The sequence below is a fragment of the Sphingomonas sp. AP28 genome, from assembly GCF_056680455.1.
Genome location: NZ_CM155283.1, coordinates 752,538 through 777,466, shown reverse-complemented (window position 1 = coordinate 777,466; position 24,929 = coordinate 752,538). Strand labels below are relative to the sequence as shown.

The 24,929-nt window shown below is 67.2% G+C and carries 17 protein-coding genes; 14 read left to right on the top strand and 3 right to left on the bottom strand.

Features of this window, described 5'->3' with window-relative positions:
• The first annotated feature begins 60 nt into the window (after positions 1-60).
• The 8 genes from AC1MH0_RS03410 to AC1MH0_RS03375 all read left to right on the top strand — a co-directional run bounded on the left by AC1MH0_RS03410 (position 61) and on the right by AC1MH0_RS03375 (position 12,012).
• Complete coding sequence (locus AC1MH0_RS03410; protein WP_480965666.1) at positions 61-2,430, top strand: PAS domain-containing sensor histidine kinase; 2,370 nt, start codon at positions 61-63, stop codon at positions 2,428-2,430.
• A 127-nt stretch (positions 2,431-2,557) separates the two neighbouring features.
• Positions 2,558-2,998 carry a tRNA (adenosine(37)-N6)-threonylcarbamoyltransferase complex ATPase subunit type 1 TsaE gene (gene tsaE, locus AC1MH0_RS03405; RefSeq protein WP_480965665.1) on the top strand — a complete coding sequence of 147 codons (441 nt, stop codon included), beginning with the start codon at positions 2,558-2,560 and terminating at the stop codon, positions 2,996-2,998.
• Positions 2,995-3,975 carry an aminoglycoside phosphotransferase family protein gene (locus tag AC1MH0_RS03400; protein ID WP_480965664.1) on the top strand — a complete coding sequence of 327 codons (981 nt, stop codon included), beginning with the start codon at positions 2,995-2,997 and terminating at the stop codon, positions 3,973-3,975. Before tsaE ends, AC1MH0_RS03400 begins: the two co-directional genes overlap by 4 nt.
• Positions 3,972-4,727: a nucleotidyltransferase family protein gene (locus AC1MH0_RS03395; RefSeq protein ID WP_480964726.1), complete on the top strand. Its 756-nt coding sequence runs from the start codon at positions 3,972-3,974 to the stop codon at positions 4,725-4,727. Before AC1MH0_RS03400 ends, AC1MH0_RS03395 begins: the two co-directional genes overlap by 4 nt.
• Positions 4,720-7,680, top strand: coding sequence for a double-strand break repair protein AddB (gene addB / locus AC1MH0_RS03390; protein WP_480964725.1), 2,961 nt, complete (start codon positions 4,720-4,722; stop codon positions 7,678-7,680). The genes AC1MH0_RS03395 and addB overlap by 8 nt, the downstream gene beginning before the upstream one ends.
• The gene (addA, locus tag AC1MH0_RS03385; RefSeq protein WP_480964724.1) at positions 7,664-11,095 is read left to right on the top strand and encodes a double-strand break repair helicase AddA; all 3,432 of its coding nucleotides are present in this window, start codon (positions 7,664-7,666) and stop codon (positions 11,093-11,095) included. The genes addB and addA overlap by 17 nt, the downstream gene beginning before the upstream one ends.
• A 64-nt stretch (positions 11,096-11,159) precedes the next feature.
• Positions 11,160-11,483: a thioredoxin TrxA gene (gene trxA, locus AC1MH0_RS03380; RefSeq protein WP_055877560.1), complete on the top strand. Its 324-nt coding sequence runs from the start codon at positions 11,160-11,162 to the stop codon at positions 11,481-11,483.
• A 97-nt stretch (positions 11,484-11,580) separates the two neighbouring features.
• Complete coding sequence (locus AC1MH0_RS03375) at positions 11,581-12,012, top strand: avidin/streptavidin family protein (protein ID WP_480964723.1); 432 nt, start codon at positions 11,581-11,583, stop codon at positions 12,010-12,012.
• Between the two features lie 14 nt (positions 12,013-12,026).
• Here AC1MH0_RS03375 and argJ read toward each other — a convergent pair whose 3' ends face one another.
• Positions 12,027-13,253 (bottom strand): bifunctional glutamate N-acetyltransferase/amino-acid acetyltransferase ArgJ, encoded by a 1,227-nt coding sequence (argJ, locus tag AC1MH0_RS03370; RefSeq protein ID WP_480964722.1) that lies wholly within the window; start codon positions 13,251-13,253, stop codon positions 12,027-12,029.
• A 48-nt stretch (positions 13,254-13,301) separates the two neighbouring features.
• Here argJ and AC1MH0_RS03365 point away from each other — a divergent pair, with 48 nt between their 5' ends.
• From AC1MH0_RS03365 to AC1MH0_RS03345, 5 genes are all read left to right on the top strand, one after another.
• Positions 13,302-14,144 carry an energy transducer TonB gene (locus tag AC1MH0_RS03365; protein ID WP_480964721.1) on the top strand — a complete coding sequence of 281 codons (843 nt, stop codon included), beginning with the start codon at positions 13,302-13,304 and terminating at the stop codon, positions 14,142-14,144.
• Positions 14,145-14,168: 24 nt separating this feature from the next.
• Positions 14,169-14,471, top strand: a complete 303-nt coding sequence (locus tag AC1MH0_RS03360) for a hypothetical protein (protein WP_480964720.1) — start codon at positions 14,169-14,171, stop codon at positions 14,469-14,471.
• A 99-nt stretch (positions 14,472-14,570) separates the two neighbouring features.
• Positions 14,571-17,309 carry a preprotein translocase subunit SecA gene (secA, locus tag AC1MH0_RS03355; RefSeq protein WP_480964719.1) on the top strand — a complete coding sequence of 913 codons (2,739 nt, stop codon included), beginning with the start codon at positions 14,571-14,573 and terminating at the stop codon, positions 17,307-17,309.
• A gap of 298 nt (positions 17,310-17,607) precedes the next feature.
• Positions 17,608-18,024, top strand: coding sequence for a secondary thiamine-phosphate synthase enzyme YjbQ (locus AC1MH0_RS03350; RefSeq protein ID WP_480964718.1), 417 nt, complete (start codon positions 17,608-17,610; stop codon positions 18,022-18,024).
• A 127-nt stretch (positions 18,025-18,151) separates the two neighbouring features.
• Complete coding sequence (locus AC1MH0_RS03345; RefSeq protein ID WP_056059563.1) at positions 18,152-18,772, top strand: CC0125/CC1285 family lipoprotein; 621 nt, start codon at positions 18,152-18,154, stop codon at positions 18,770-18,772.
• Positions 18,773-18,942: 170 nt separating this feature from the next.
• Here the strand turns inward: AC1MH0_RS03345 and mfd are convergent, their stop codons facing one another.
• Together mfd and AC1MH0_RS03335 are read right to left on the bottom strand one after the other, a co-directional pair.
• Positions 18,943-22,413, bottom strand: coding sequence for a transcription-repair coupling factor (mfd, locus tag AC1MH0_RS03340; RefSeq protein WP_480964717.1), 3,471 nt, complete (start codon positions 22,411-22,413; stop codon positions 18,943-18,945).
• Positions 22,414-22,534: 121 nt separating this feature from the next.
• Complete coding sequence (locus tag AC1MH0_RS03335; RefSeq protein ID WP_056048683.1) at positions 22,535-22,801, bottom strand: FAD assembly factor SdhE; 267 nt, start codon at positions 22,799-22,801, stop codon at positions 22,535-22,537.
• A 73-nt stretch (positions 22,802-22,874) separates the two neighbouring features.
• Between AC1MH0_RS03335 and recG the strand changes: the two genes are divergently transcribed.
• Positions 22,875-24,926, top strand: a complete 2,052-nt coding sequence (gene recG / locus AC1MH0_RS03330; protein ID WP_480964716.1) for an ATP-dependent DNA helicase RecG — start codon at positions 22,875-22,877, stop codon at positions 24,924-24,926.
• Positions 24,927-24,929 lie beyond the last annotated feature (3 nt).

Genomic DNA, 24,929 nt, shown 5'->3' with positions numbered 1-24,929 from the left:
CCCGGGGGGAGGGTTTGGCCTACATGGTCGGATGATGTCGCAACGGCCTACCCAAACATGATGATCGGGACCGGTGTTGCCGTGACGGTCGGGGCGATGCTTCTCATGCTGATCCTTGGCGGACTGGCGCTGCTTTACGCTGGCCTGAGAGCACGCGCCGATGCGTCCAAGACGGTCGAAGCCAACGCCCAGTTGCAGACGATCCTTGACGGATCGCCTGCGATCGTGACGGTGATCCGGTCGGGCGGGCGGATCGAGATGACACGGCGGATGGCGGATTGGCTCGGGCTGGACGCGCCGCCCGGCTCGATCGCAGAGCTTGCCGCCGGGGGAACGGGATTGTCCGCCGATGACGCCGCGCGGTTGATAGCGGATATCACCGCCGCGCAGCGATCGGGGCGGGCGTTCGTGCGGTCGGTGCGGTTGCAGGGCTCGACGCGGGCGATCACGTTTCGCGGGGGCCGCGCGCCCGGCGAGATGGGCGCGATGGGGGCGGTGCTGCTATGGGCGTTCGACGCTACCGACAGCGAGGCGGAGATCGCGCGGCTGGGGGCGGAGACCGCGCGGCTCGGCCAGGCATATGAGTCGCTGACCGGGCTGATCGAGGCCGCACCGATGCCGATGTGGTACCGCGCGACCGATCTGCGGCTGGCGATGGTCAACACCGCCTATGTCGATGCGGTCGAGGGGCGTGACGCCGCCGACGTCGTCGCGCGCGGGCTGGAACTGGTCGAGGGATCGGGGCGGGGCGGGCCTCTTGCGGGCGCGGCGGTCGCGCGGGAGCAGGGCCGGCCGCACCAGCAGGTCCTGCCCGCGACGATCGACGGCGCGCGGCGGTCGTTGCAGATCTACGACGTACCGTTGCCGAGCGGCGGCGTGGCCGGGTTCGCGATCGATATCGAGGAGCTCGAGCAGGCACGGTCCGGGGCGAAGCGCTTTGCCGAGGCACAGCGCGCGATGCTCGATCGGTTGTCGGCGGGCGTGGCGCAGTTCGGCGGCGATCGGTCGCTCGTGTTCTGCAACCAGCCGTTCCGGCGGATGTTCGCGATGCGCAGCGAATGGCTTGCCGATCGCCCCGAGTTCGACCGCGTGCTGGAGCGGATGCGCGAGGCGAACCGGTTGCCCGAGGTGCGCGACTTCCCAAGCTGGAAGGCGGAGCGCCGCGACTGGTTCATGCAGACCGGCAGCTCGCCCGGCGCTTCGGCTGGCGGGGGGGCGATGGAGGAGAACTGGCACCTTCGCGGCGGCACGCATCTTCGCGTCGTCGCGCAGCCTTTGCCCGATGGCGGCCTGCTGCTGATCTTCGAGGATCGCACCGAGCAGGTCCAACTCGCGAGCGCGCGCGACACGTTGCTGCGCGTGCGGACCGCGACGTTCGACAATCTGTTCGAGGCGCTGGGCGTCTTTGCGGCAGACGGGCGGTTGCAGCTTTGGAACAACCGGTTCCGCGCACTGTGGGGGCTGGAGGAGGAGTTCCTCGCCTCGCACCCCCGCGTCGATGCGTTCGCCGAGGCGGCGGGGGCCAAGCTCGCGACGCCTGGTCGGTCGGCGCTGATCCCGGATCTCGTGCGGTCGGCGACGGTCGGGCGCCAGCAGCGCGGCGGGCGCGTGGCGTTTGCGGACGGCCGGCATTTCGAGTTTGCCGGCGTACCGCTGCCCGACGGGAACGCGCTGTTCACGATGCTCGATATTACCGACAGCCGGCGCGCGGAGCAGGCGCTGCGCGACCGTGCGGATGCGCTCGAGGCGACCGACAAGGTGAAGACCGCGTTCGTTGCCAACATGAGCTACGAACTGCGCACGCCGCTGACCTCGATCAGCGGGTTCGCGGAGATGTTGCATGGCGGGTATGCGGGCGCGCTGACGCCGCAGGCCGAGGGGTATGTCGGGGCGATCCTCGAGTCGGTCGAGCGACTGGGGCTGCTGGTCGACGACGTGCTCGACCTGACCCGCGCGGAGAGCGACCGCGCGGAGACGGATCGCAGCGACGTCGACCTGGCTACCACCGTGCGCGCGGCGGCGGAGACGATCCTGCCGTCGGCCAAGCGACGGAAGCTCGACTTCGCTATCGAGGTTGGGCGGTCGACGGGGCGGGTGAACGGCAACCCGAAGCGGCTGAAGGAAGTCGTCGAGCATCTGCTTCGCCACGCGGTCGCGGCGACGCCGGATGGTGGGCGCGTGCTGCTGCACACCGACGGCAACGCTACGACCGCGCGGATCGTGGTATCCGACGACGGGGTCGGGATGGACGCGGAGGCGGTGGCGCATGCATTCGACCGGTTCGCGGAGTCGAAGCCTATGGGGGATCGCGCGTTGGGGCTGGGGTTGCCCTTGGCCAAGCAGTTCGTGGAAGCGCACGGCGGTACGATAGAACTGGTCTCCGAGCCCGGCGCGGGTACCCTGATCACCGTAGAATTGCCGCGGCGATGATGGTGGGTCTTCTGCTCCCTCTCCCCTCCGGGGAGAGGGCCGGGGTGAGGGGAAGCCAAGCAGCGCAGCGCCTGGAACAGCCCCTCACCCAGCCCTCTCCCCGGAGGGGAGAGGGCTTGTGCGCGTGATCCGTCTACCTGACCCGCAAGCTACCGAAGCGTTCGGGGCTATGCTTGCCGACCTAGTCCGCCCCGGAGACGTTATCACCCTCGAAGGCACGCTCGGCGCCGGCAAGACCAGCGTCGCCCGCGGGCTTCTCGCCGCGCTCGGCCTCGCCGGCGAGGCGCCATCGCCTAGCTTCGCGATCGTCCAGCCCTACGAGCCACCTGAAGTCCGCTTCCCCGTGCTCCACGTCGACCTCTACCGGATCGACGACCCCGCCGAGATCGAGGAACTCGCGCTCGACGATGCCCGCTACGATTCGCTGCTCCTGGTCGAATGGCCGGAGCGGGCGGGCCCCGATTACTGGCCCGACGCGCTTCGCCTAGCCCTGACGATCGAGGCGGACGGCACGCGCGGCTTGACTATCGGCGTGCCGGAAGCTTGGAGGTCGCGATGGCCGACATGACCCCGCCGCCCGGCGCCGCCGCTTTTCTCGACGCCCATGGCTGGGGAGGCGCGCGCATCCTTCCGGTCGCCGGCGACGCCTCGTTCCGCCGCTATTTCCGCGCGATCGAAGGAGGGCGTCAGGCCATCCTTATGGATGCGCCCCCGCCGCACGAAGATCCCCGCCCGTTCATCATGGTCGCCGAATGGCTCGTCGAACGCGACTTTGCGGCGCCGGCGATCCTGGCATGCGACCTCGACCAGGGGCTCGTGCTGATCGAGGATTTCGGCGATATCCGTTTGCGCGAGACCGTCGACGCGACCCCGGACGAGGAACTGTCGCTTTATGCGCCGGCGATCGACCTGTTGGTGCGGCTGCGTGCGGAGCCGGCTGGACCGGTGCCCCCCTACGACCGCGCGGTACTACGGCGCGAGGCGCGGTTGTTCGTGGAGTGGTATTGCCCCGCAGTTGGGGTCGAGCCCGATCTCACGGGCTGGGACGCGGCTTGGGAGGCGGTGTTCGATCATGCCATCGCCGAGACGCCGATCACGGTACTGCGCGATTATCATGCCGAAAACCTGATGCTCGTCGGGCCGGAGCGATCGCTCGGCCTGCTTGATTTCCAGGACGCCTTGGCAGGGCATCCGGCCTATGATCTGGTGTCGCTGTTGCAGGACGCGCGGCGGACGGTCGATCCGGCGGTTGAGGCGGCGATGCTGGAGCGATATCGTGCGGCGGCGGATGCGGGGCCAGAGACTGATGATGCCTTCATGAACGCGTATCACGTGCTCGGGGCGCAGCGGAATGCCAAGATCCTCGGCATCTTCACGCGGCTGTGGAAGCGCGACGGCAAGCCGCATTATGCGACGATGTGCCCGCGCGTGTGGGCGTATCTAGAGCGCGATTTGGCCCAGCCGGTTATGGCGCCGGTCGCGGCATGGTTCGCGGCGAACGTGCCGCCCGCGTTGCGCGGCGATCCACTGGCGCTGAAGGCGTGACCCGCCAGCAGACGATCCGCCCTGTCCCTCGCGGCACGGTGCCCGAGACGGCGATGGTGATGGCGGCCGGCCTGGGCAAGCGGATGCGGCCGCTGACCGCGACGCGACCCAAGCCGCTGGTTCAGGTCGCGGGCAAACCGTTGATCGATCACGTCTTCGAACGCTTGCAGGCCGCCGGGATCAAGCGCGCCGTCGTCAACGTGCATTACCTCGCGGACACGCTGGAGGCGCACGTCACCGACCGGTTCGCGGGGATCGACGTGGTGATCTCCGACGAGCGGAAAATGCTGATGGAGACGGGTGGCGCGCTCGTCCAAGCGCGGCATCTGCTCGGCGACGCGCCGGTGCTGGTCGTCAACAGCGACAACCTGTGGATCGACGGGCCGGTCGACGCGATCAGGCTGCTCGCGTCGCGCTGGGACGACGCCAAGATGGACGCGCTGCTGTTGATGGTGCCGCTCGCGCGCGCCAACAATTACGGCGGCATGGGCGATTTTTATCTCGGCAGCGACGGTCGGATCGCCGGGCGGCGCAAGCCCGGCCGGGTCGCGCCGTTCGCCTATACCGGTATCCAGATCCTGCATCCGCGCCTGATCGCCGACTGGCCGGAGGGACCGTTCTCGACGAACATATTCTGGGATCGCGCGATCGAGGCGGGCCGTGCTTACGGTCAGGTCCACCAGGGCCTGTGGTTCGACGTCGGCACGCCCGCCGCGATCCCGAAGACCGAGGCGATCCTAGCGGATGGCTGATATTGCCACGGCGGATCGCCCGACGCTCTACACGATCCCCGCGCACCGCGCGTTTGCGGACGCGCTGGTCGCCGGCCTGACCCGGCGGGCGGGGCGCGATCCGCTGGCGCTCGCCCGCGCGCTGGTCGTGCTGCCCAACAACCGCGCGGTGAAGGCGGTTACCGAGGCGTTCGTGCGCGCGAGCGGTGGCGGGCTCGTCCTGCCCCGGTTGGTGGCACTGGGCGATCCTGAGATGGGCGAGGCGGTCGGCGCCGCGCTCGATCCCGCGGACGATATCGATCCGCCGATGCCCGCGGTACCGCCGTACCAGCGGCGCATGATCCTCGCGCGGCTGGTGTCGGAAGAGCGCGCGCGCGAAGGGCATCCGGTCGACGCGGCTGAGGCGGTGCGCCTCGCAGGCGGACTCGCGCGGACGCTCGATCAGTTGCTGGTCGAGGAGGTGCCGCCGACCAAGCTGCGCGATATCGAGCTTGGCCCCGAACTGACCGAGCATTGGCGGCGCGCGCTGGCGACGTTCGAGATCGTGCTGCAACGCTGGCCGGGAGAACTCGCGCGGCTGGAGCGGATCGATGCGGCGACGCGGCGCTCGGCGTTGCTCGATCGGCTCGCCCAGCGTTGGCGAAGTGCACCGCCCGCCGGGATCGTCTGCGCGGCGGGCGTGACCGATTCCGCGCCCGCAGTCGCGCGTCTGCTCCGCTGCATCGCCGACATGCCGCAGGGCATGGTGGTGTTCGCAGGGCTCGACCTAGCCCTGCCGGATGAGGAATGGGACGCGCTCGGCCCGCATGATCCGCACCCGGTGACCGGGCTCACGCGGCGCTCGATCGAAACGCATCCGCAGTTCGATGCGAAGCTGATGCTCCTGCGCATGGGCGTCGCCCGAGGCGAGGTGCAGACATGGCGCGAGGGCGGCGGGCACGACGCCGACCCCGCGCGCGGCCGGGCGATCGCCAACGCGCTGGCGCCTGCTGACTTCACCGGCAAATGGACGCAGATCGCCGCGGAGGATCGCCGCTTGAAGGGCGTGACCGCCGCCGAACTCGCGACCCCGGCGGAGGAGGCGCAGGCGATTGCGCTCGTGTTGCGCGAGGCGTTGGAGGTGCCCGAGCGTACCGCGGCGCTGGTCACGCCCGATCGCGCCCTGGCGCGTCGGGTGGCAGCGCATCTCGGGCGCTGGAACATCGGCATCGACGACAGCGCGGGACGGCCTTTGTCGATCCTGCCGCCGGGAACGTTGCTCCTCGCGCTGGCCGAGGCGGCGGCACAGCGCTTCTCGCCGCTCGCGCTGCTGGCGTTGCTGAAGCACCCGCTAGTGCGCGCGGGCGAGGATCGCTTGCTGTGGCTTGATGGCGCGCGTGCGCTCGACCGTCGGTTGCGCGGACCAAGGCCGGCGGCGGGGCTCGACGGGATCGCCGGACATCTGGAGGAGCGCAAGGGCACGGCGGCGACATGGTGGACCGATGTCCAGCCGCTGCTGACGCCGCTCGCAGGCGCGTTCGATCAGGGGCCGCAGCCCCTGGCGTCGGTGCTAGCCTGCCTGCGCGAGACGGCGCAGACCTTGTGCGGCGACAATCTCTGGTCGGGCCTCGCAGGGCGTGCCGCAGCGGAGTTCCTCGCCGATCTGGAAGCCGAAGCACCCGCCGGACCGCCGCGGATAGATCCGCGCGAACTGCCACAGCTGTTGCGCACGTTGCTCGATGAAGTCGCGGTCCGGCCAGCGCCGGGCGGCCACCCACGACTCGCGATCTACGGCCTGATCGAAGCGCGGTTGCAGACCGCCGACGTCATGGTGCTCGGCGGGCTGAACGAAGGCGTGTGGCCGGGGCGGCCTGCGCCGGACCCGTGGCTCGCACCACGCATCCGCATGGAGCTCGGGCTGCCGGGGTTGGAGCGGCGTGTCGGCACGGCGGCGCATGATTTTGCGCAAGCGTTGGGTGCCCCGCGGGCGGTCGTTACCCGAGCGCGGCGAGACGCGAAGTCACCCGCTTTAGCCTCGCGCCTCTGGCTCCGTTTGCAGGCACTCGCAGGAGATCGGTTTGAGCGCGCATCTGCACTGGAAGGCTGGACGCGCGCGCTCGACGATCCGGGCGAACATCTCCCCGCCGACCGTCCCGCGCCGTCGCCGCCTGCGCTGCTACGTCCGAAAGCCATCTCCGTCACCGAGGTGGACCGGCTCAAGGCCGATCCCTACGCCTTCTACGCGCGCCGCGTGCTCGGGCTGATGCCGCTCGACCCCGTCGACGCCGACCCCAGCGCAGCGTGGCGCGGGACGGCGGTGCACGACATCCTCGAGCAATGGTGGAAGCAGGACAACTGCACCGTCGACACACTACGACAGCGCGCGAAGGCGATGCTCGACGACGAGCGCACGCATCCGATGATGCGCGCGCTCTGGCAACCGCGCCTGCTGGAGGCGATCGACTGGATCGCCGGCGCCATAGTCGCGCAAGGCGAAGACGGCCGCACGGTCGCCAGCGCCGAGGGCAAGGGCAAGATCGAGATCGCCGGCGTGACCCTGTCGGGCCGCTACGACCGCATCGACAAGCTGCCCGACGGGCGCCTCGCGGTGATCGACTACAAGACCGGCAAGCCCCCTTCGCCCACTGCCGTACGCGCCGGTTACAGCCTCCAACTCGGCCTGCTCGGCCTGATCGCCGAACGCGGTGGCTTCCCAGACGTCTCGGGCACCGCAGTCGCGTTCGAATATTGGTCGCTCGGCAAGAAGCGCGACGCGTTCGGCTATATCGAGAGCCCGGTCGATCCCGAGGGCAAGCGCGACAAGATCCCGACCGCCGAATTCACGTCGATCGCCGCGCACAACTTCACCGAAGTCGTCGGCGAATGGCTCACCGGCAGCGCCGCCTTCACCGCGAAACTCGTCCCCGAATACGCCCCCTATGCCGAGTATGACCAGCTGATGCGACGCGACGAATGGTATGGCCGTGAGCGGTGATGCGCTCGCCACGCTGCCCCGGCTGAGAGGCGCGCAGGCCGATGCGAGCAACCCGGCCTCGCACGTCTGGTTGTCCGCGTCTGCGGGCACGGGGAAGACCCAGGTGCTGGCGGCGCGCGTGTTCCGCCTCCTGTTGCGCGGCGTAGATCCCGGCGCGATCCTCTGCCTGACCTTCACCAAGGCCGGCGCGGCGGAGATGGCGCAGCGCATCAACGGGCGCCTCGCCGCGTGGGTGCGGATGCCCGCCCCGGCGCTGGCGGCGGACCTGATCGCGCTCGGCGAGAGCCCGGTACAGGCGTTGCAGGACCGAGCGCGGACCCTGTTCGCCAAGGTCCTCGATGCACCGGGCGGAGGCCTCCGCATCCAGACGATCCACGGCTTCTGCCAGGGACTGTTGGCAGCGTTCCCGGTCGAGGCCGGGCTGACGCCAGGCTTCCGACCGCTGGAAGCGCGTGAAGAAGGCGGGCTCGCACGCGAGGCGCTGGCGTCGATGCTGTCGGATGCAGAGCGCGAAGGCCGCGAACGTCCGGTCGAGATCGTCGGGCGGCTGTCGCTGCGGATGGGCGAGGGCGGGGCGGAGGCGTTCCTGCTCGCCTGCGCCCGTGCGCTGCCGGCTCTGGAGGCCCTCCCAGTCGGCATCCAGCCGTGGCTTCGGCGCGAACTCGGGCTTCCGTCCGGAGACATCGATGAGGCGATCACGGAATGGTGCGACGCGCTAGACCTCGATGCGATCGCTCGCATTGCTGCGGCGAACCGCGCGTGGGGAACTGCAACCGGGCAGGCCGCAGCGGCGACCGTGCAGCGCTGGCTCGATTCCGAGGATCGCGCGGCGACGTTGGACGAGCTCGCCAGCGTCGTGCTCACCGGCACGGGCACGCAGCGCAAAGCCTCGAAGAAACTGATCGATGCCGAGCCTGATTACGAAGTGCTCGCGCGCGATCTGGGCGAGGCGTGCACCGACGTCCTGTCGATGGTCCAGCGCGCGACCTATTGCGACCTGCTCGCCGACGGGCTGGAAGTCGGGCGCGATTATGCGCGCGGCTATGCGCTGGCCAAGCGCCGCGCGGGGGCGGTCGATTTCGACGACCTGATCGCGACGACGGTGGCGCTGCTCGACCAGCCGGGGATCGGCGAATGGGTGCGCTACAAGCTCGATCAGGCGACCGAGCACTTGCTCATCGACGAGGCGCAGGACACCAACGGACACCAGTGGCGGATCGTCCGCGCGCTCGCCGACGAGTTCTTCGTCGGCCGCGGCATCTACGCGCCCTCGACGCGCACGCTGTTCACGGTCGGTGACTACAAACAGGCGATCTTCGGCTTCCAGGGCACCGACCCGCTCAATTTCCAGGCGGCCGAACAGTATTTCGGTGGTCGTGCGAGCGAGGCGGAAGGCGACGACGACTGGCCCGAAGAGGAGCGCGGGCTCCCCTTGGCCCGGCTGTCGTTGCGCCACTCGTTCCGGTCGACGCGCACCGTGCTGGAGTTCGTCGACGCCGCGATCGAGGCGATCGGCGAGCCGGGCCTCGGGATCGCGGGCGAAGTCGAACAGCACGCCAGCGAGGTCGCCGGGCCGGGCACCGTGACCCTGTGGCCGCCGGTCTCCGCTGGTGGCAGCGAGGACGACGAAGAAGGCTGGGTCGACGACGCGGTGCGCAAACTTGCGAGCGATATCGCGCGCGCGGTGAAGGGCTGGCTCGCGTCCGACACCGGCCTGATGCTGGAGAGCAAGGGGCGGCGGCTGCGGCCCGAGGATGTGATGATCCTGGTCAAGCGACGCGGCGACCTCGCCTCGCTAATCGTCGCGCGGCTCTATGCCGAGGGCGTGCCGGTGGCCGGCGTCGATCGCCTGCGGCTGAACGCGCCGCTCGCGGTGCAGGATCTGCTGGCCACAATCCGCTTCGTGTTGCAGCCTGAGGACGACCTGTCCGTCGCGGCGTTGCTCGTATCGCCGCTCATCGGCTGGACGCAGGACGAACTGATGGCCGCCGCCCCGCGCGAGGCCGGGCCGTTGTGGCGCCACCTGCAACGCACGCAACCCGCGACGCGGCTCGCCCCGTTGCTGGCGATGCTCGCACGCGCGGATATCGCGACGCCCTACCAGTTTTTGGAAGAATTGTTGTCGGGCCCACTCGACGGTCGCCGCAAACTGATCCGCCGGCTGGGCACTGAGGCACGGGATCCGATCGAGGAACTGCTCAACGCCGCGCTGACGTTCGAGAGCACGACGACGCCGTCGTTGCAGCGCTTCCTCGACTGGTTCGATCGCGGCGATGTCGAGATCGTACGGGATCCATCCGCGCCGCTCGACGCGGTGCGGGTGATGACCGCACACGGCGCGAAGGGGTTGCAGGCGCCTCTGGTGATCTTGGCGGATGCGACGGCGGACCCGTCGGCGGCACCGCGCTCGATCCTGAAATGGTCGCCCGAGCCTGGGGCAGCGCCGATCCCGGTGTTCCGGCCGCGATCGGCTGAGCGCAGCGGCCCGCTGGATGCCGTCGTGTCGGCCGCCGAGCAGCGCGAACTGGAGGAGCATTGGCGGCTGTTCTACGTCGCCGCGACCCGCGCGGAAGAGCGGCTGGTGATCGCCGGTGCGCTCGGGCCCCGCGCGAAGGGGGTGCCGCCGGAGAACAGCTGGTACGCTGCGTCCGATCGGGCACTGACGGCACTCGAGGTGCCGGTTGGTGAGGGTGCCCGGACGTTCGCCGGGGTCGAGCCTCAGCCTCCAGTCGTGGCAAAACCTACGGCTTCGATCCGGGAGATCGAGAACGCACACCTCCCGGCTTGGGCGCACGAACCAGCGCCACAGGAGTCGCGTCCGCCTCGTCCGCTGTCGCCGTCTGCGCTGGGCGACGACGCCGTGTCCGATCCACCGCCGACGCCCGCTATGCGCGTCGCAGCGGAGCGGGGTCGGCTGATCCACGCGCTGTTCGAGCGGCTGCCGGCCGTGGCTGCCGCCGATCGCGCGACGAAGGCCGATAGCTGGCTGGCGAAGGCGGGGGGTGTCGGTGATCCCGCCGCACGGTCCGAGATCGTTCGGAGCGTCGTTGCCGTGCTCGACGATCCACGCTTTGCCGAACTGTTCGGCGCGGATACCCTCGCCGAAGCACCGATCGCCGCGACTCTCGCGAATGGCATGGTCGTATCGGGCACGGTCGATCGCTTGCTCATCGAGGCAAACCGCATCCGCGTCGTCGACTTCAAGACTGGCCGCCGCGCACCGCGCGGTCTGGACGACGTGCCGGAATATCACCTGAAGCAGATGGCCGCCTATGCCGAAGCTTTGAGCGTGATCTTTCCGGGGCGGTCGGTCGAGGCAGCCTTGCTGTACACGGCAGGCCCGCGGTTGATTGTGCTGGACGACGAGACGCTGGCCGCGAACAAGCCGCACTATCGGCCCACGGAGCAAAGCTAGCGCCCCGGTGGTTGAGCGCACACGCGAGCGACCTTAGATACGACTCAACCAAGGAGAATTCATGATGGCGACCAAGCAGATCACCGATGCCAGCTTCGATGCGGACGTATTGAACGCCGACGGCCCCGTGCTCGTCGATTTCTGGGCGGAATGGTGTGGCCCGTGCAAGATGATCGGGCCGTCGCTCGAGGAAATCTCGGAAGAACTCGGCGAGAAGGTGACGATCGCCAAGCTCAACATCGACGAGAACCCCGACGCGCCGGGCAAGTACGGCGTCCGCGGCATCCCGACGATGATCCTGTTCAAGGGCGGCGCCCCGGCGGCAACCAAGGTCGGCGCGGAGCCCAAGGGCCGGCTGAAGGCTTGGCTCGAGGGTGAACTGGCCTGATACCAAGCCTTTGGCTGAATATATAGGCGTCATAGTTTAGAACTATTCTCATGTGGCCGGCGATGCGGTAAGGTCTTCTATGAACAAGGAGGCTGCTATGAATGCATTCGTCGGCAACTGGGTCAATGAACTTGGATCCGAGATGGACATCGTGCGAGCTGTTCCATTATCTCTTCCGTCAACGACATTGGAGCATCTGCAGATTGATGGGACCTACAGGACGCGTGTAGGTGTCGATAACAACGGGGAATTTTTCCCGATGGTCGGCTTCGTGACCGGCGATCTCATTAGTTTTTGCGTGAGCTACAATAGAATCGACGACGATGGTAAGCATCGGTCGACGTGTACATGGGCCGGGCAGTATCTTCCTGATCAGCGACCAGATGGTACATTTGATCCCCGCGACTCACGAACGTCGATCCGGACCTTGTGGCATCTCGTGCCAAATCTGACGGATCCAAGCGGCGCTGCCGAATATGGTTGGCTGCTCGCACATTCCGGCGGGAATGCGTTCACTAAACGGAATTAATCGAACGTCCTGCTTTAGCTGCGATAGTCGGCGTTGATCGAGATGTAGCCATGCGTGAGGTCGCAGGTCCAAACCGTGGCCCGGCCTTCGCCTAGTGCCAGATCGACGCCGATTTCGATCTCGTGGCCCTTGAGATGCGCAGCGACCGGCGCCTCGTCATAGCCGCTCAGCGCCAAGCCACCCTCGGCAACCTGCGTATTTCCGAACCGGATCGACAGCGTGTCGCGATCGGCGGTTTCGCCGGCCTTGCCTACCGCCATCACGACGCGCCCCCAGTTTGCATCCTCACCGGCAATCGCGGTCTTCACCAGCGGCGAGTTGGCGATGCTCATCGCGATGCGGTGTGCGCTGCGGTCGCTGTCGGCGCCGGTTACCTGGATCTCGATCAGCTTCTGTGCGCCTTCGCCGTCGCGAACCACGAGCATGGCGAGTTGATGGCATAGGTCTGCCAGTGCAGCGCGAAAGGCGTCCGCCCCCACGCTGTCATCATCCGCCAGCGCGACGTTACCGGCCTTGCCGGTCGCGAAGGCCAGCACGGTGTCGCTGGTCGAGGTGTCGCTGTCGACGGTGATGCACGAGAAGCTCGGCGCGTTCGCCTTCGAGAGCGCGGCTTGCAGGAACTCGGGCTCGACCGCAGCGTCGGTAAAGATGAACCCGAGCATCGTCGCCATGTCCGGCGCGATCATCCCCGAACCCTTGATGATCCCGACTAGGCTCACGGTGCGATCTCCGATCACCGCGGTCGTCACAGCGCCCTTGGTGAAGGTGTCGGTCGTCATGATCGTCACCGCGGCATCCTCCCACCCGCACGGCGCGGCGGCGAACGCGGCGTCGAGCCCGGCCTCGGCCTTGTCGATCGGCAACGGCACGCCGATCACGCCGGTCGAGGACACGAACACGTCCGAAGGCTGGCACCCGAGATGCGCCGCGGTCCGCGCCGCGATCGCCTCGACCGCCGCCCGACCCCGCGATCCGGTAAACGCGTTCGAATTGCCCGCATTCACGACCAGCGCCCGCGCCTGACCAAGCGTCAGCGCCGCGCGGCACCACTCCACCTCGGGCGAGGGGCATTTGCTGGTCGTCAGCACGCCCGCAACGACCGTCCCCGGCTCCAGCGTCACGAACGTCAGGTCGCACCGGTCCCACGCCTTGTACTGCGCGCGCGCGACATGCAGCGCGACTCCGTCGATCGCGGGCGCGGCGGGGAAGGGCAGGGCGAGGGGGGATGTGGACGTCGACATGGCTGCGGCATAGGATGAAACCGGGCGGGCGTCATGGGGGAGTTTTCAATGAAAGTCGGGTTTTTGGCGGCATGCGCTTTGGTGCCGGTTTCCAGCGCGTCCTTTGGCGGAGGGCAGGCTGCTGCGCCGGTACCGATCGATCCGGCGTCCTGGATATCCTACGAAGACTATCCGACCTCGACGATCAAGGTGGGTGACCATGGCACGGTGGGATATCGGATATCCGTCCGCGAGGATGGCAGCGTCTTGTCGTGCATCGTGACGTCGTCGTCGGGTGTGCCGGCCTTGGACCAGCAGACTTGCACCTCGCTCATGCAGAGGGCCCGGTTCACCCCGGCAAAAGACTTGGCGGGGCGTCCGCGGGCGGGCGAGTATGACGGCAAGGTTACGTGGACCGTACCGCAATCCGCGACCGAGGGGACGCCGACGATCTCGATGCGGGTGATGTTCACGACGGTGCTCGACGCTGATGGTGGTTTGGCGCGCTGTGGCCTGGTGATGCAGTCTAGAGAAAATCCTCCCCCTACGCAGGTCTGTCGGTCGATGCGTGAAACCGCCATGCGCAGCGGCATTGCCCACCGTGGGGATGCGCCGAACGGGGTGGTGTTGATCAATGAAACGACGACTGAATTTAACGGCAAGCCGGTCGAAGGCCGCGCGGCGGAAGGGCTTACCGAGATCGGGCGGCGTACGGTGCGTTTTCACGTCGATGCAACGGGGCGCGCTGTTGATTGCCACGAGCAGACATCCGGCGAGGTGTTCTTGCAATCACGGTCGCCATGCTCCGGCGACATGCGTTACCGGACCTTAGATGGCACCGCGGTCGAGACGGAAGGTGTTTTGATCGATCGGGCCGGGTGGCGACGTCTCCTCGACGCAGATGACGTATAGGTCTGTAGGTTCCGCAACCTGCCGGTGAGGTTTCGATTGGACGAGCGGTATGACACTCCCTATGTCCGGTTCCGCATGAACCTGCTGCTACTCCTCTCTGCCCTGTTGTCCGCGCTCACCGGTGCGGTGCCGGGTATGCGTGGGCAGTCCGCCCAGGCAGTGGTTCAAGGCAACGTCTGCTCGCAGTCGATAGCAGCAACGCCGGCCAAGGTCTTGATAAGACCCGTATCCGGCCTTCCTGCCCTGCCGCAGGTCGTCGCCGCCACCACGTTGCGCACCATCGCCATTGTCTCGCTTCCGCTATGGGCAGAGCGCCGCCGCGAATAGCGTCTTGGTGTGACCTTATCGTAACCTTTGGATCCGCGTGATCCGCTTCCGCGTGCGCCCACCGTGTGCCGCCGCGTCTCAAATTCAGGAAATCAGCCCATGTTCGGTGGCCTCGCCAAATCCTTGTTCGGTTCGTCTAACGACCGCTACGTCAAGTCGCTCAACCCGATCCTCGTCAGGATCGCCTCGTTCGAGCCTGCGCTTCAAGCGATGTCGGACGAGGAGCTGTCCGCACAGACCGTCAAGTTCCGCGCGCGGCTCGCAGAGGGCGAGAAGCTCGACGACCTGCTCCCCGAGGCGTTCGCGACCGTCCGTGAAGCGGCGCACCGCGTGCTCGGTCAGCGCCATTACGACGTCCAGATGGTCGGCGGCATCGTCCTCCACCGCGGCGAGATCGCAGAGATGCGCACCGGCGAGGGCAAGACGCTCGTCGCCACGCTCGCGACCTATCTCAACGCGCTCCCCGGCGACGGCGTCCACGTCGTCACCGTCAACGATTACCTCGCGGCCCGCGACGCGGAGTGGATGGGGCAGGTCTACACCTTCCTCGGCATGACGATCGGCGTCATCATCCCGAACCTGTCGGACGAGGAACGCCGCGCCGCATACGCAGCCGACATCACCTACGGCACCAACAACGAGTTCGGCTTCGACTATCTGCGCGACAACATGAAGTACGAGCGCAGCGCGATGACGCAGCGCGCGTTCAACTTCGCGGTGGTCGACGAGGTCGATTCGGTGCTGATCGACGAAGCCCGCACGCCGCTGATCATCTCGGGCCCGACCGACGACAAGTCCGAGCTGTACATGCAGGTCGACGCGGTCGTGAAGCAGCTCGAGCCGATCGATTACGACAAGGACGAGAAGCAGAAGACGATCATCCTCACCGAGGACGGCACCGAGAAGGTCGAGCGGATGCTCGAGGCGGCCGGGCTGCTCGAGGGGCAGAATTTGTACGACTTCGAGAACACGCAGGTCGTGCACCACCTCAACCAGGCGCTACGCGCGATCGTGATGTTCAAGTCGGACATCGACTACATCGTCAAGGACGGCAAGGTCATCATCATCGACGAGTTCACCGGTCGCATGATGGACGGCCGGCGCTGGTCGGACGGCCTGCACCAGGCGGTCGAGGCGAAGGAGGGCGTCCAGATCGAGCCCGAGAACCAGACGATGGCCTCGATCACGTTCCAGAACTATTTCCGCATGTACCCCAAGATCGGCGGCATGACCGGCACCGCGGCGACCGAGGCAGCCGAGTTCTACGACATCTACAAGATCAACGTCGTCAGCATCCCGACCAACGTCGAAGTGAAGCGCGTCGACGAGGAAGACGAGTTCTACAAGGACACCAAGGACAAGTTCGCGGCGATCGCCAAGAAGATCAAGCATCACGCCGATCTCGGCCAGCCGGTGCTGGTCGGCACCGTGTCGATCGAGAAGTCCGAGATGCTGAGCGAGTTCCTGGTCGGCGAGAACGTCGATCACAAGGTGCTCAACGCGCGCTTCCACGAGATGGAGGCGCACATCGTCGCACAGGCCGGACGCAAGTCCGCGGTGACGATCGCGACCAACATGGCGGGGCGCGGCACCGACATCAAACTCGGCGGCAACCTCGAATTCCGCATGCTCGACGAGCATCCGGAGTTGGTCGAGGGCACGCCTGAGTATGACGAGGCGGCGAAGCGGATCACGATCGAGATCGAGGCGGAGAAGCAGGCGGTGTTGGCTGCGGGCGGCCTGTTCGTGCTCGGCACCGAGCGGCATGAGAGCCGGCGTATCGACAATCAGCTGCGCGGGCGCTCGGGGCGTCAGGGTGATCCGGGGCTGTCGCGCTTCTATTTGAGCCTCGACGACGATCTGCTGCGCATTTTCGGGCCGGACACGCTGTTCGCCAAGATGATGCGCAACAACATCGAGGACGGCGAGGCGATCGGCAGCAAGTGGCTGTCGAAGGCGATCGAGACCGCGCAGAAGAAGGTCGAGGCGCGCAACTACGACATCCGCAAGCAGGTCGTCGAATATGACGACGTGATGAACGAGCAGCGCAAGGTCATCTACGAGCAGCGCGCGGACATCATGGATGCCGACACCGTCGGCGACGTGGTGACCGACATGCGCGCGGAGACGGTCAACGTGATCGTCGGCGATGCGTGCCCGCCCAACTCGTATCCCGAGCAGTGGGACGTCGCGGGCATGAAGACGCGACTTGCCGAGGTGATGAACCTCGAGCCGCAGATCGACGCGTGGCTGCTGGAGGAGTCGGTCGACCCCGAGGTGATCGAGGAGCGCGTGCGCGCGATGGCGGACGAGGCGATCGCGCAGAAGTCGGCGGATCTCGATTCGGAGACGTGGACGTCGGTCGAGAAGTCGATCCTGTTGCAGAATCTCGACCATCACTGGAAGGAGCATCTGGCGACGCTCGATGCGTTGCGTCAGGTCGTCCACCTCCGCGCGTATGCGCAGAAAACGCCGATCAACGAGTATAAGCAGGAGGCGTTCTCGCTGTTCCAGCGGATGCTCGAGACGATCCGCGAGGACGTGACCAAGACGATCGCGCACGCTCAGTTCCAGATGCAGGCGCCGGTCGGGTTGCCGGAGCTGCCGGACTTCATCACGACGCATTTCGACCCGTTCACGGGCGAGGATGATTCGAACGACTTCGATGCGGGCACGCGCGGCCACATCACGTCGACGATGCCGCCGTTGCAGATTCCGCAGCCGCAGGAGGCCGATATTGGCGAGGATCCTGCGAACTTGGAGGGTGTGGTCAGCCGCAATGCGCCTTGTCCGTGTGGGTCGGGGCGCAAGTATAAGCAGTGCCACGGGGCTGTTTGAGGGACTGACAGACTGACGGTGCGGCCTCCTGACTTGTACCACCCCGGCGGAGGCCGGGGCCCAGTTGGAAAGGCCGGATTAAAGGGGCACTGTCCTTCGTTAGCGACGTCCCCCAATTGGACCCCGGCCTCCGCCGGGGTGGTGCAGTATGATGCGGCCTTCTGTTCTCCCGCGAAGGCGGGAGTCCAGGCTACCGGCGATGGCCTATGGGACTCCTGGCCCCCCGCCTTTGCGGGGGAACGGCAACCCCCGGGGAAAGGGACACGGAGCAACCCTCCCGACCGATCGTTAGGACCCCATGCGCCAAGCCACCACGATCCTGACCATCAACACCACCCGCCAAGGCCTCGTCGACGTCACCGACGAGATCTCCCGCTGGACCCGCGACCAACGCATATCGGAGGGCCTGTTGACGGTATTCTGCCGTCACACCTCCGCCTCGCTCCTGATCCAGGAAAACGCCGCGCCCGAGGTGCGAACCGACCTCGAAGCCTATTTCGCCCGTATCGCGCCCGAATCGCGCGAGTATCTCCACGACGACGAAGGCCCGGACGACATGCCCGCACACCTCCGCACCGCGCTCACCCAGGTCCAGCTCTCGATCCCGCTGATCGACGGCCTACTCGCGCTCGGCACATGGCAGGGCATCTACCTCTTCGAGCATCGCCGCCGCCCGCATCGCCGCACATTGGCGCTGCACTTGATCGGCGTTTAGACGAAACGTGAAAAATGAGTCAGTAAGGTGGCGCATTGGAGCGAACCCGTTCATCAACCGTTCCACCACTGACGGCTATTAAGAGGCGTTTCGCCGCACTCGCCGCGAACGGAGACATACCATGTTCATGAAACCTGGTCGCAAGGTCGCATTGGCAGCGCTCGCAACGGGCGCTCTATTGCTGGCCGGTTGCGCGACCGAGACCACCTATCGGCCGGCGACGGGCCAGGGGTTCAGCCGCACCGGCTATAGCGACCGGCAGGTAGAGCCGGGCCGCTTCCTCGTCAGCTTCGCGGGCAACAGCGTGACGTCGCGCGATACGGTCGAGCGTTACCTGTTCTTCCGCGCGGCTGAACTGACGTTGCAGAACGGCTATGATTATTACCTGATGGCCGACCGCGACACCAACCTCCAGTCGCGGACCTACTCGACGCCGGGTATCGGTGGCGGGTTCGGCTATGGCGGCTTCGGCGGCTATTGGGGGCCGTCGTGGCGCTATTACGGGCGCGGCTTTGGCTGGCGCAACTGGAGCCCGTATGGCGGCTTTGGCGGTGGTTTCGGCGGCGGCTATGGCGGTTTCGGTGGTGGCCCATGGGGCAACGACTTCGATATCCGCACGATCGATCGCTATGAGGCGACCGCGGAGATCGTGATGCGCAAGGGCCCTATCCCGCGCGACAACATCCGGGCGTTTGACGCACGCAAGGTTGTGGACAGCATCGGACCGAGCGTCGTGTTGCCGAAGTAAACGTTACCTTCGAGATGCCAAAAAGGCCGGGCTACCCCAGTGGTAGTCCGGCCTTTTTCGTAGCGCTACTCCCTCTCCCCGTCGGGGAGAGGGCCGGGGTGAGGGGCCGTTGCAGAGGGTAACGCGCGCGGCGCCCCTCACCCAACCCTCTCCCCGGAGGGGAGAGGGCTTTAGGAAGCAGCCTTCGCCAGCCCCTTCGACAGCTGTAGCGCCCCGTGCAGCCGAGCCTTCGGATCGCCCCACGCGCGTTGCAGCACCAGCTTGCTGTCCGGCCGCAACCGCGCGACGCCGTTCAGCCGCTCGACATACGCCAGCAGCTTGTCGATGTTCGGCGGCTTGTCGTCGTGGAACGACACCAGCACGCCCTTCGGCCCGACGTCGATTTTCGACACGCACGCGCGTTTCGCGTTCAGCTTGATCTCGATGACCTTGATCAAATTCTCGGTCGCGTCCGGCAGCGGCCCGAAGCGATCGATCATCTCGGCGGCAAACGCCTCGATCTCCTGGCCCTCGTCGAGATCGTTGAGGCGACGATACAGCCCCATCCGCAGGTCAAGATCGGGCACGTAATCCTCGGGGATGAGGATCGGCGCATCGACAGTAATCTGCGGCGAGAAATCGCGCGGCCGCGACGAGGTCATGCCGCCAGCCTTTGCGTCCATGATCGCCTCTTCGAGCATCGCCTGGTAGAGTTCGAACCCGACCTCCTTGATATGCCCGGTCTGCTCGTCGCCGAGCATGTTGCCCGCACCGCGAATATCGAGATCGTGGCTCGCCAGCTGGAAGCCAGCCCCCAGCGAATCGAGATCGGACAGCACCTTCAGGCGTTTCTCTGCGGTTACGGTCATCTGACGCTCGGGCGGCGTCACGAGATACGCGTACGCGCGCGTCTTCGACCGGCCGACGCGCCCGCGCAGCTGGTACAGCTGGGCGAGACCGAAGCGGTCGGCGCGGTGGACGATCATCGTGTTGGCGGACGCGATGTCGATCCCGCTCTCGATGATCGTGGTCGAGACGAGCACTTCGAACTTCTTGTCGTAGAACGCCGACATCCGCTCCTCGACTTCGGTCGGCGACATCTGGCCGTGCGCGACGACGAAGCGAATCTCGGGCACCTGTTCGCGAAGGAAATCCTCGATCTCGGGCAAGTCCGCTACGCGCGGCGTGACGACGAAGCTCTGCCCGCCACGGTAATGCTCGCGCAACAGCGCCTCGCGCAGCACGACCGGGTCGAACGGCATGATGTACGTCCGCACGGCGAGGCGATCGACCGGCGGGGTTTGGATCACCGACAGCTCGCGGATGCCCGACATCGCCATCTGCAGCGTGCGCGGGATCGGCGTCGCGGTCAGCGTCAGCATGTGGACGTCCGCCCGCAGCGCCTTCAGCCGCTCCTTGTGCGTGACGCCGAACCGCTGTTCCTCGTCGACCACGACCAGCCCGAGCCGCTTGAAGTCGATATTCTTCGCCAGCAATGCATGCGTACCGATGACGACGTCGATCGTGCCGTTCGCGAGCCCCTCCTTGGTCGCCTTCGCCTCGCTCGCGGTGACGAGGCGCGACAGGCGGCCCATGTTCATCGGGAAGCCTTCGAAGCGGGCGACGAAGTTGTTGTAATGCTGGCGCGCGAGCAACGTCGTCGGGCAGACGATCGCGACCTGCTTGCCGCCCATCGCCGCGACGAAGGCGGCGCGCAACGCGACCTCGGTCTTGCCGAAGCCGACGTCGCCGACCACCAGCCGATCCATCGGTTTCCCTGCGGCGAGGTCGCCGAGCACGTCCTCGATCGCGCGGTCCTGATCCTCGGTCTCCTCGTACGGGAAGCGATCGACGAAGCTGGGGTAGCCGCTCGCATCGGGTTCGAGCACGTCGCCCGGATGCAGCGCGCGTTCGGCGGCAGTCGCGATGAGTTCGCCGGCGATCTCGCGGATCCGCTCCTTCATTTTCGACTTGCGACGCTGCCAGCCTTCGCCGCCGAGACGGTCGAGCGTCGCGCCTTCCTCGGACGAGCCGTAGCGCGAGAGGACGTCGATATTCTCGACCGGCACGTAAAGCTTGTCGCCGCCGGCATAGCTCAGCGCGACGCAATCATGCGGGCTCTGGCCGACGGGGATCGAGGTCAGGCCCTCATACCGCCCGATGCCGTGCTCGGTGTGGACGACCAGATCACCCGGCGTCAGCGTCGCGAGTTCGGCGAGGAACGCGTCGGCGGATTTCTTGCGCTTCTTGCGGTGGACGAGGCGGTCGCCGAGCATGTCCTGCTCGGTGAGGACCGCGATCCCCGGGGCGGTGAAGCCGTGATCGAGCGGCAGGACGATCAGCGCGACGCCGAAGCTGCGCGCGGTGTCGGCGATGCCGAGCGCCTCCTGCCAGGTCTCGGCGTGCTTGCCGCCCTTCATGCCGTGGTCGGCGAGGAGGATCCCCAGGCGTTCACGTGCGCCGATCGAGTAGCTGGCGAGGATCGGCCTGCGACCCTGTTTCCGGAGCTTCTCGACGTGATCCGCGACGGCCTCGTAGATGTTCGTTTGCGCCGCGCGCTCGGGGCCGAAATCGCGCGGGCCGTCGACGTCGAAGTCGAGGACGGTGTCACTCGTCGGCTCGTGGAACGGCGAGGTGATGTGCGCGGCGAACGCCTCGACGCCGCCGGACCATTCCTGCGCGTCGAGATAGAGCGCCTTGGCGGGCATCGGACGATAGCTGCCGGGCTGGGCGGCCTCGGCGCGCTTGCGGTTCTCGTAATAGTCGGCGATCGATTCGAGGCGGCTCTCCACCGCCGCGGCGACGCCGTTGTCGCGTACCACGACGTCGTCGGCGCCGAGATGGTCGAACAATGTCGCCATCTTCTCCTCGAACAGCGGCAGCCAATGCTCCATGCCCGCGATGCGGCGGCCTTCGGAGATCGCCTGGTACATCGGATCGCCGGTCGCGGTCGCCCCGAACGCATCGCGGTAGCGGGTGCGGAAGCGCTTGATCGAGTCCTCGTCGAGCAGCGCTTCGGAGGCGGGGAGCAGGACGAAGCCGTCGATCCGGCCAGTGGTGCGCTGGTCGGCCGCGTCGAACGTGCGGACGCTCTCGATCTCGTCGCCGAAGAAATCGAGGCGAAGCGCGTGGTCTTCGCCCGACGGGTAGAGATCGACGATCCCGCCGCGCACCGCGTACTCGCCCTGGTCATGGACGGTGTCGGTGCGGACATAGCCGTTCGCCTGGAGCAACACGGCGAGCTTGTCGCGGCCGATCCGTTCGCCGGGCGCGAGCCGCGCGACGAGCTGACGGATGCGGAACGGGGTGAGGACGCGCTGCGTCGCGGCGTTCGCGGTGGTGAGGAGGAGCTGCGGACCCTTGGGCTTGCCCTGCAGGCGTTGCAGCGCGGCGACGCGCTCGGCCATGATGCGGAGCGTCGGCGAGGCGCGGTCGTAGGGGAGGCAGTCCCAGGCCGGGAAGCTCAGCACTTCGAGATCGGGCGCGAAATAGGCTGCGGTCGAGGCGACCGCGCGCATCGCAGCATCGTCCGGCGCGATGAACACCGCGCGCGTCTTCGCGGCCCGCGCGAGGTCGGCAAGTAGCGACGGCTGGAAGCCGGACGGCACGCCGGAGAGAATCAGCGGTGAGGTCGCGGAAAGGATCGTCTTGAGGTCTGGCATTCGAACTCCCCCCTCCCTGGAAGGGAGGGGCTGGGGGTGGGTTGGTATGGGGTGCGCGTCACGACCGCCAAGCGGCCGACCCACCCCCAACCCCTCCCTTCCAGGGAGGGGCGCAGAAGGATTACTTCACGACGGTCACGTAGTTGATGTCGCGCATCGCCTGCATCATTGGGCCGTCCCACTCGGGCGGACACACGATCGAGCCGATCGCCCAGCCCATGATATCGACGTCCTGTTCCTCCAGCAGCGCCTCGAACCAGTCGAGCTCTTCCGGCGTCCACGTCCGGCCGTAGGTCGCGAAGAAGCCGCCGATCATCATGTCGGCCTCGCGCGTGCCGCGGTGCGAGCTGCGAAAGCCCAGGCGCTTGAGGCGGGTCTCGTGGTCCATCGTATCTCCAAACACGAAGAGCCGGCGACCCGCTGGCGGCGGGCGTCGGCTTGGCTATATGAGGCAGATAGTCATGCGACCCGAAATCCTCAATCCGCTGTTCGCCGAAACCCTCGTCCTAAAGGGGGTGGGGCCCGCGCTCGCCAAGCCGCTCGACCGGCTGGGGCTCGCGCGCGTCGTCGACGTCGCCTTCCATCTGCCGACCGGGTACGTCGATCGCCTGCCACGCACCGAGCTGATGTCGAGCGATGCCGGGCGGATCATTGTGATCACGCTAACGGCGCGCGAGCACCGTGTGAGTTCAGGCCGAGGCCCAACGCGAGTGCAGGCGACCGACGAGCTTGGCAATTACGTCAGCCTGATCTTCTTCGGCGGCAGCTCTAGCTGGGCGAAGAAGCTGCTGCCGATCGGCGAGGCCAAGCGCGTCTCCGGCCGGCTCGACGAATATGGCCAGGAATTGCAGATCGTCCATCCCGACATCGTCGAGCCGGACGAGGAGTTGCGCGAGCGCGAGCCGATCTATCCGCTGTCGGAAGGTCTCACGTCGCGGCGGCTGGCGGCGTTGACCACGCAGGCGGTCGCGCGCGCGCCGGATCTGGCCGAGTGGATCGAGCCGGGCCTGAAGGCGAAACGCGAATGGCCCGGCTGGCACGAATCACTTGCGCGCATCCACGCCGACCCGTCGGACGCGAAGGCGCGCGAGCGGCTCGCCTATGACGAGGTGTTCGCGAACCAGCTCGCGATGACGCTGGTCCGCGCCGACACGCGCAAACGGCGGGGCAGGGCTCTCCACGGGGACGGCCGTCTGCGTGATCTGCTCAAGCTGCCCTACACCCTCACCGGCGCGCAATCGCGGACGGTCGGCGAGATCGAGGGCGATCTCGCGCAGACTGCGCCAATGTTGCGGCTGCTGCAAGGCGATGTTGGCTCGGGCAAGACGCTGGTCGCGGCAATGGCGATGCTGATCGCGGTCGAGGCCGGTGCGCAGGCGGCGATGCTCGCGCCGACCGAAATTCTCGCCCGCCAGCATTACGAGACGCTGCGAAAGACGCTCGCCGGGCTGCCGATCGAAATCGGCGTGCTCACCGGCCGCGACAGGGGACGCGCGAGAGAGGCGACGCTGATGGCGTTGGCGAACGGTGAAATCGACATCCTCGTCGGCACGCACGCGATCTTCCAGGACGCGGTGGGCTACAAGGACCTGGGTCTGGTGGTAGTTGACGAGCAGCACCGCTTCGGCGTCGCGCAGCGGATGACGTTGCAGGCCAAGGGTGTCGCGCCGCCGCACCTGCTCGCGATGACCGCGACGCCAATCCCGCGCACGCTGACGCTGGCGCAATATGGCGAGATGGACGTCAGCCGCCTCGACGAGATGCCGCCGGGCCGCCAGCCGATCGAGACGCGTGTGATCTCCGAAGACCGGCTCGACGACGTGGTCAACGCGCTCGGCCGGCATCTGGCCGATGGCGGCCAAGCCTATTGGGTGTGCCCGCTGGTCGAGGAGAGCGAGAAGAGCGACCTCGCTGCTGCCGAGATGCGCGCCGAAACGCTCCGCGCGCGCTTCGGGGAGGAGGTCGCGCTCGTCCACGGCCGGATGAAACCCGCGGAGAAGGACGCGGTGATGGCCGAGTTCTCTGCCGCGCGCACGTCCGTGCTCGTCGCGACGACGGTGATCGAGGTCGGCGTCGACGTCCCCAACGCCACGCTGATCGTGATCGAGCACGCCGACCGCTTTGGCCTCGCGCAACTCCACCAGCTCCGCGGACGGGTAGGCCGCGGCACCGGACGGTCGATCTGCCTGCTGATGCGCGGCTCCTCGCTCAGCGAAACATCGCGTGCGCGCCTCGCCCTGATGCGCGAGACCAACGACGGCTTCCGCATCGCCGAGGAGGACCTTCGGCTACGCGGCGCAGGCGAATTGCTCGGCACCAAGCAGTCGGGCGAGATGGCGTTCCGGCTCGCGACCCCGGACATGATGGCCGACCTGCTGCAATGCGCGCACGACGACGCGCGCCTGCTGATCGACCGCGACGGCGGTTTGGAGGGGCTGAGGGGGCAAGCGGCTCGCACCGCGCTCTATTTGTTCGACCGGGACGCTGGGGTTGCGTTGCTTCGCTCCGGCTGATCC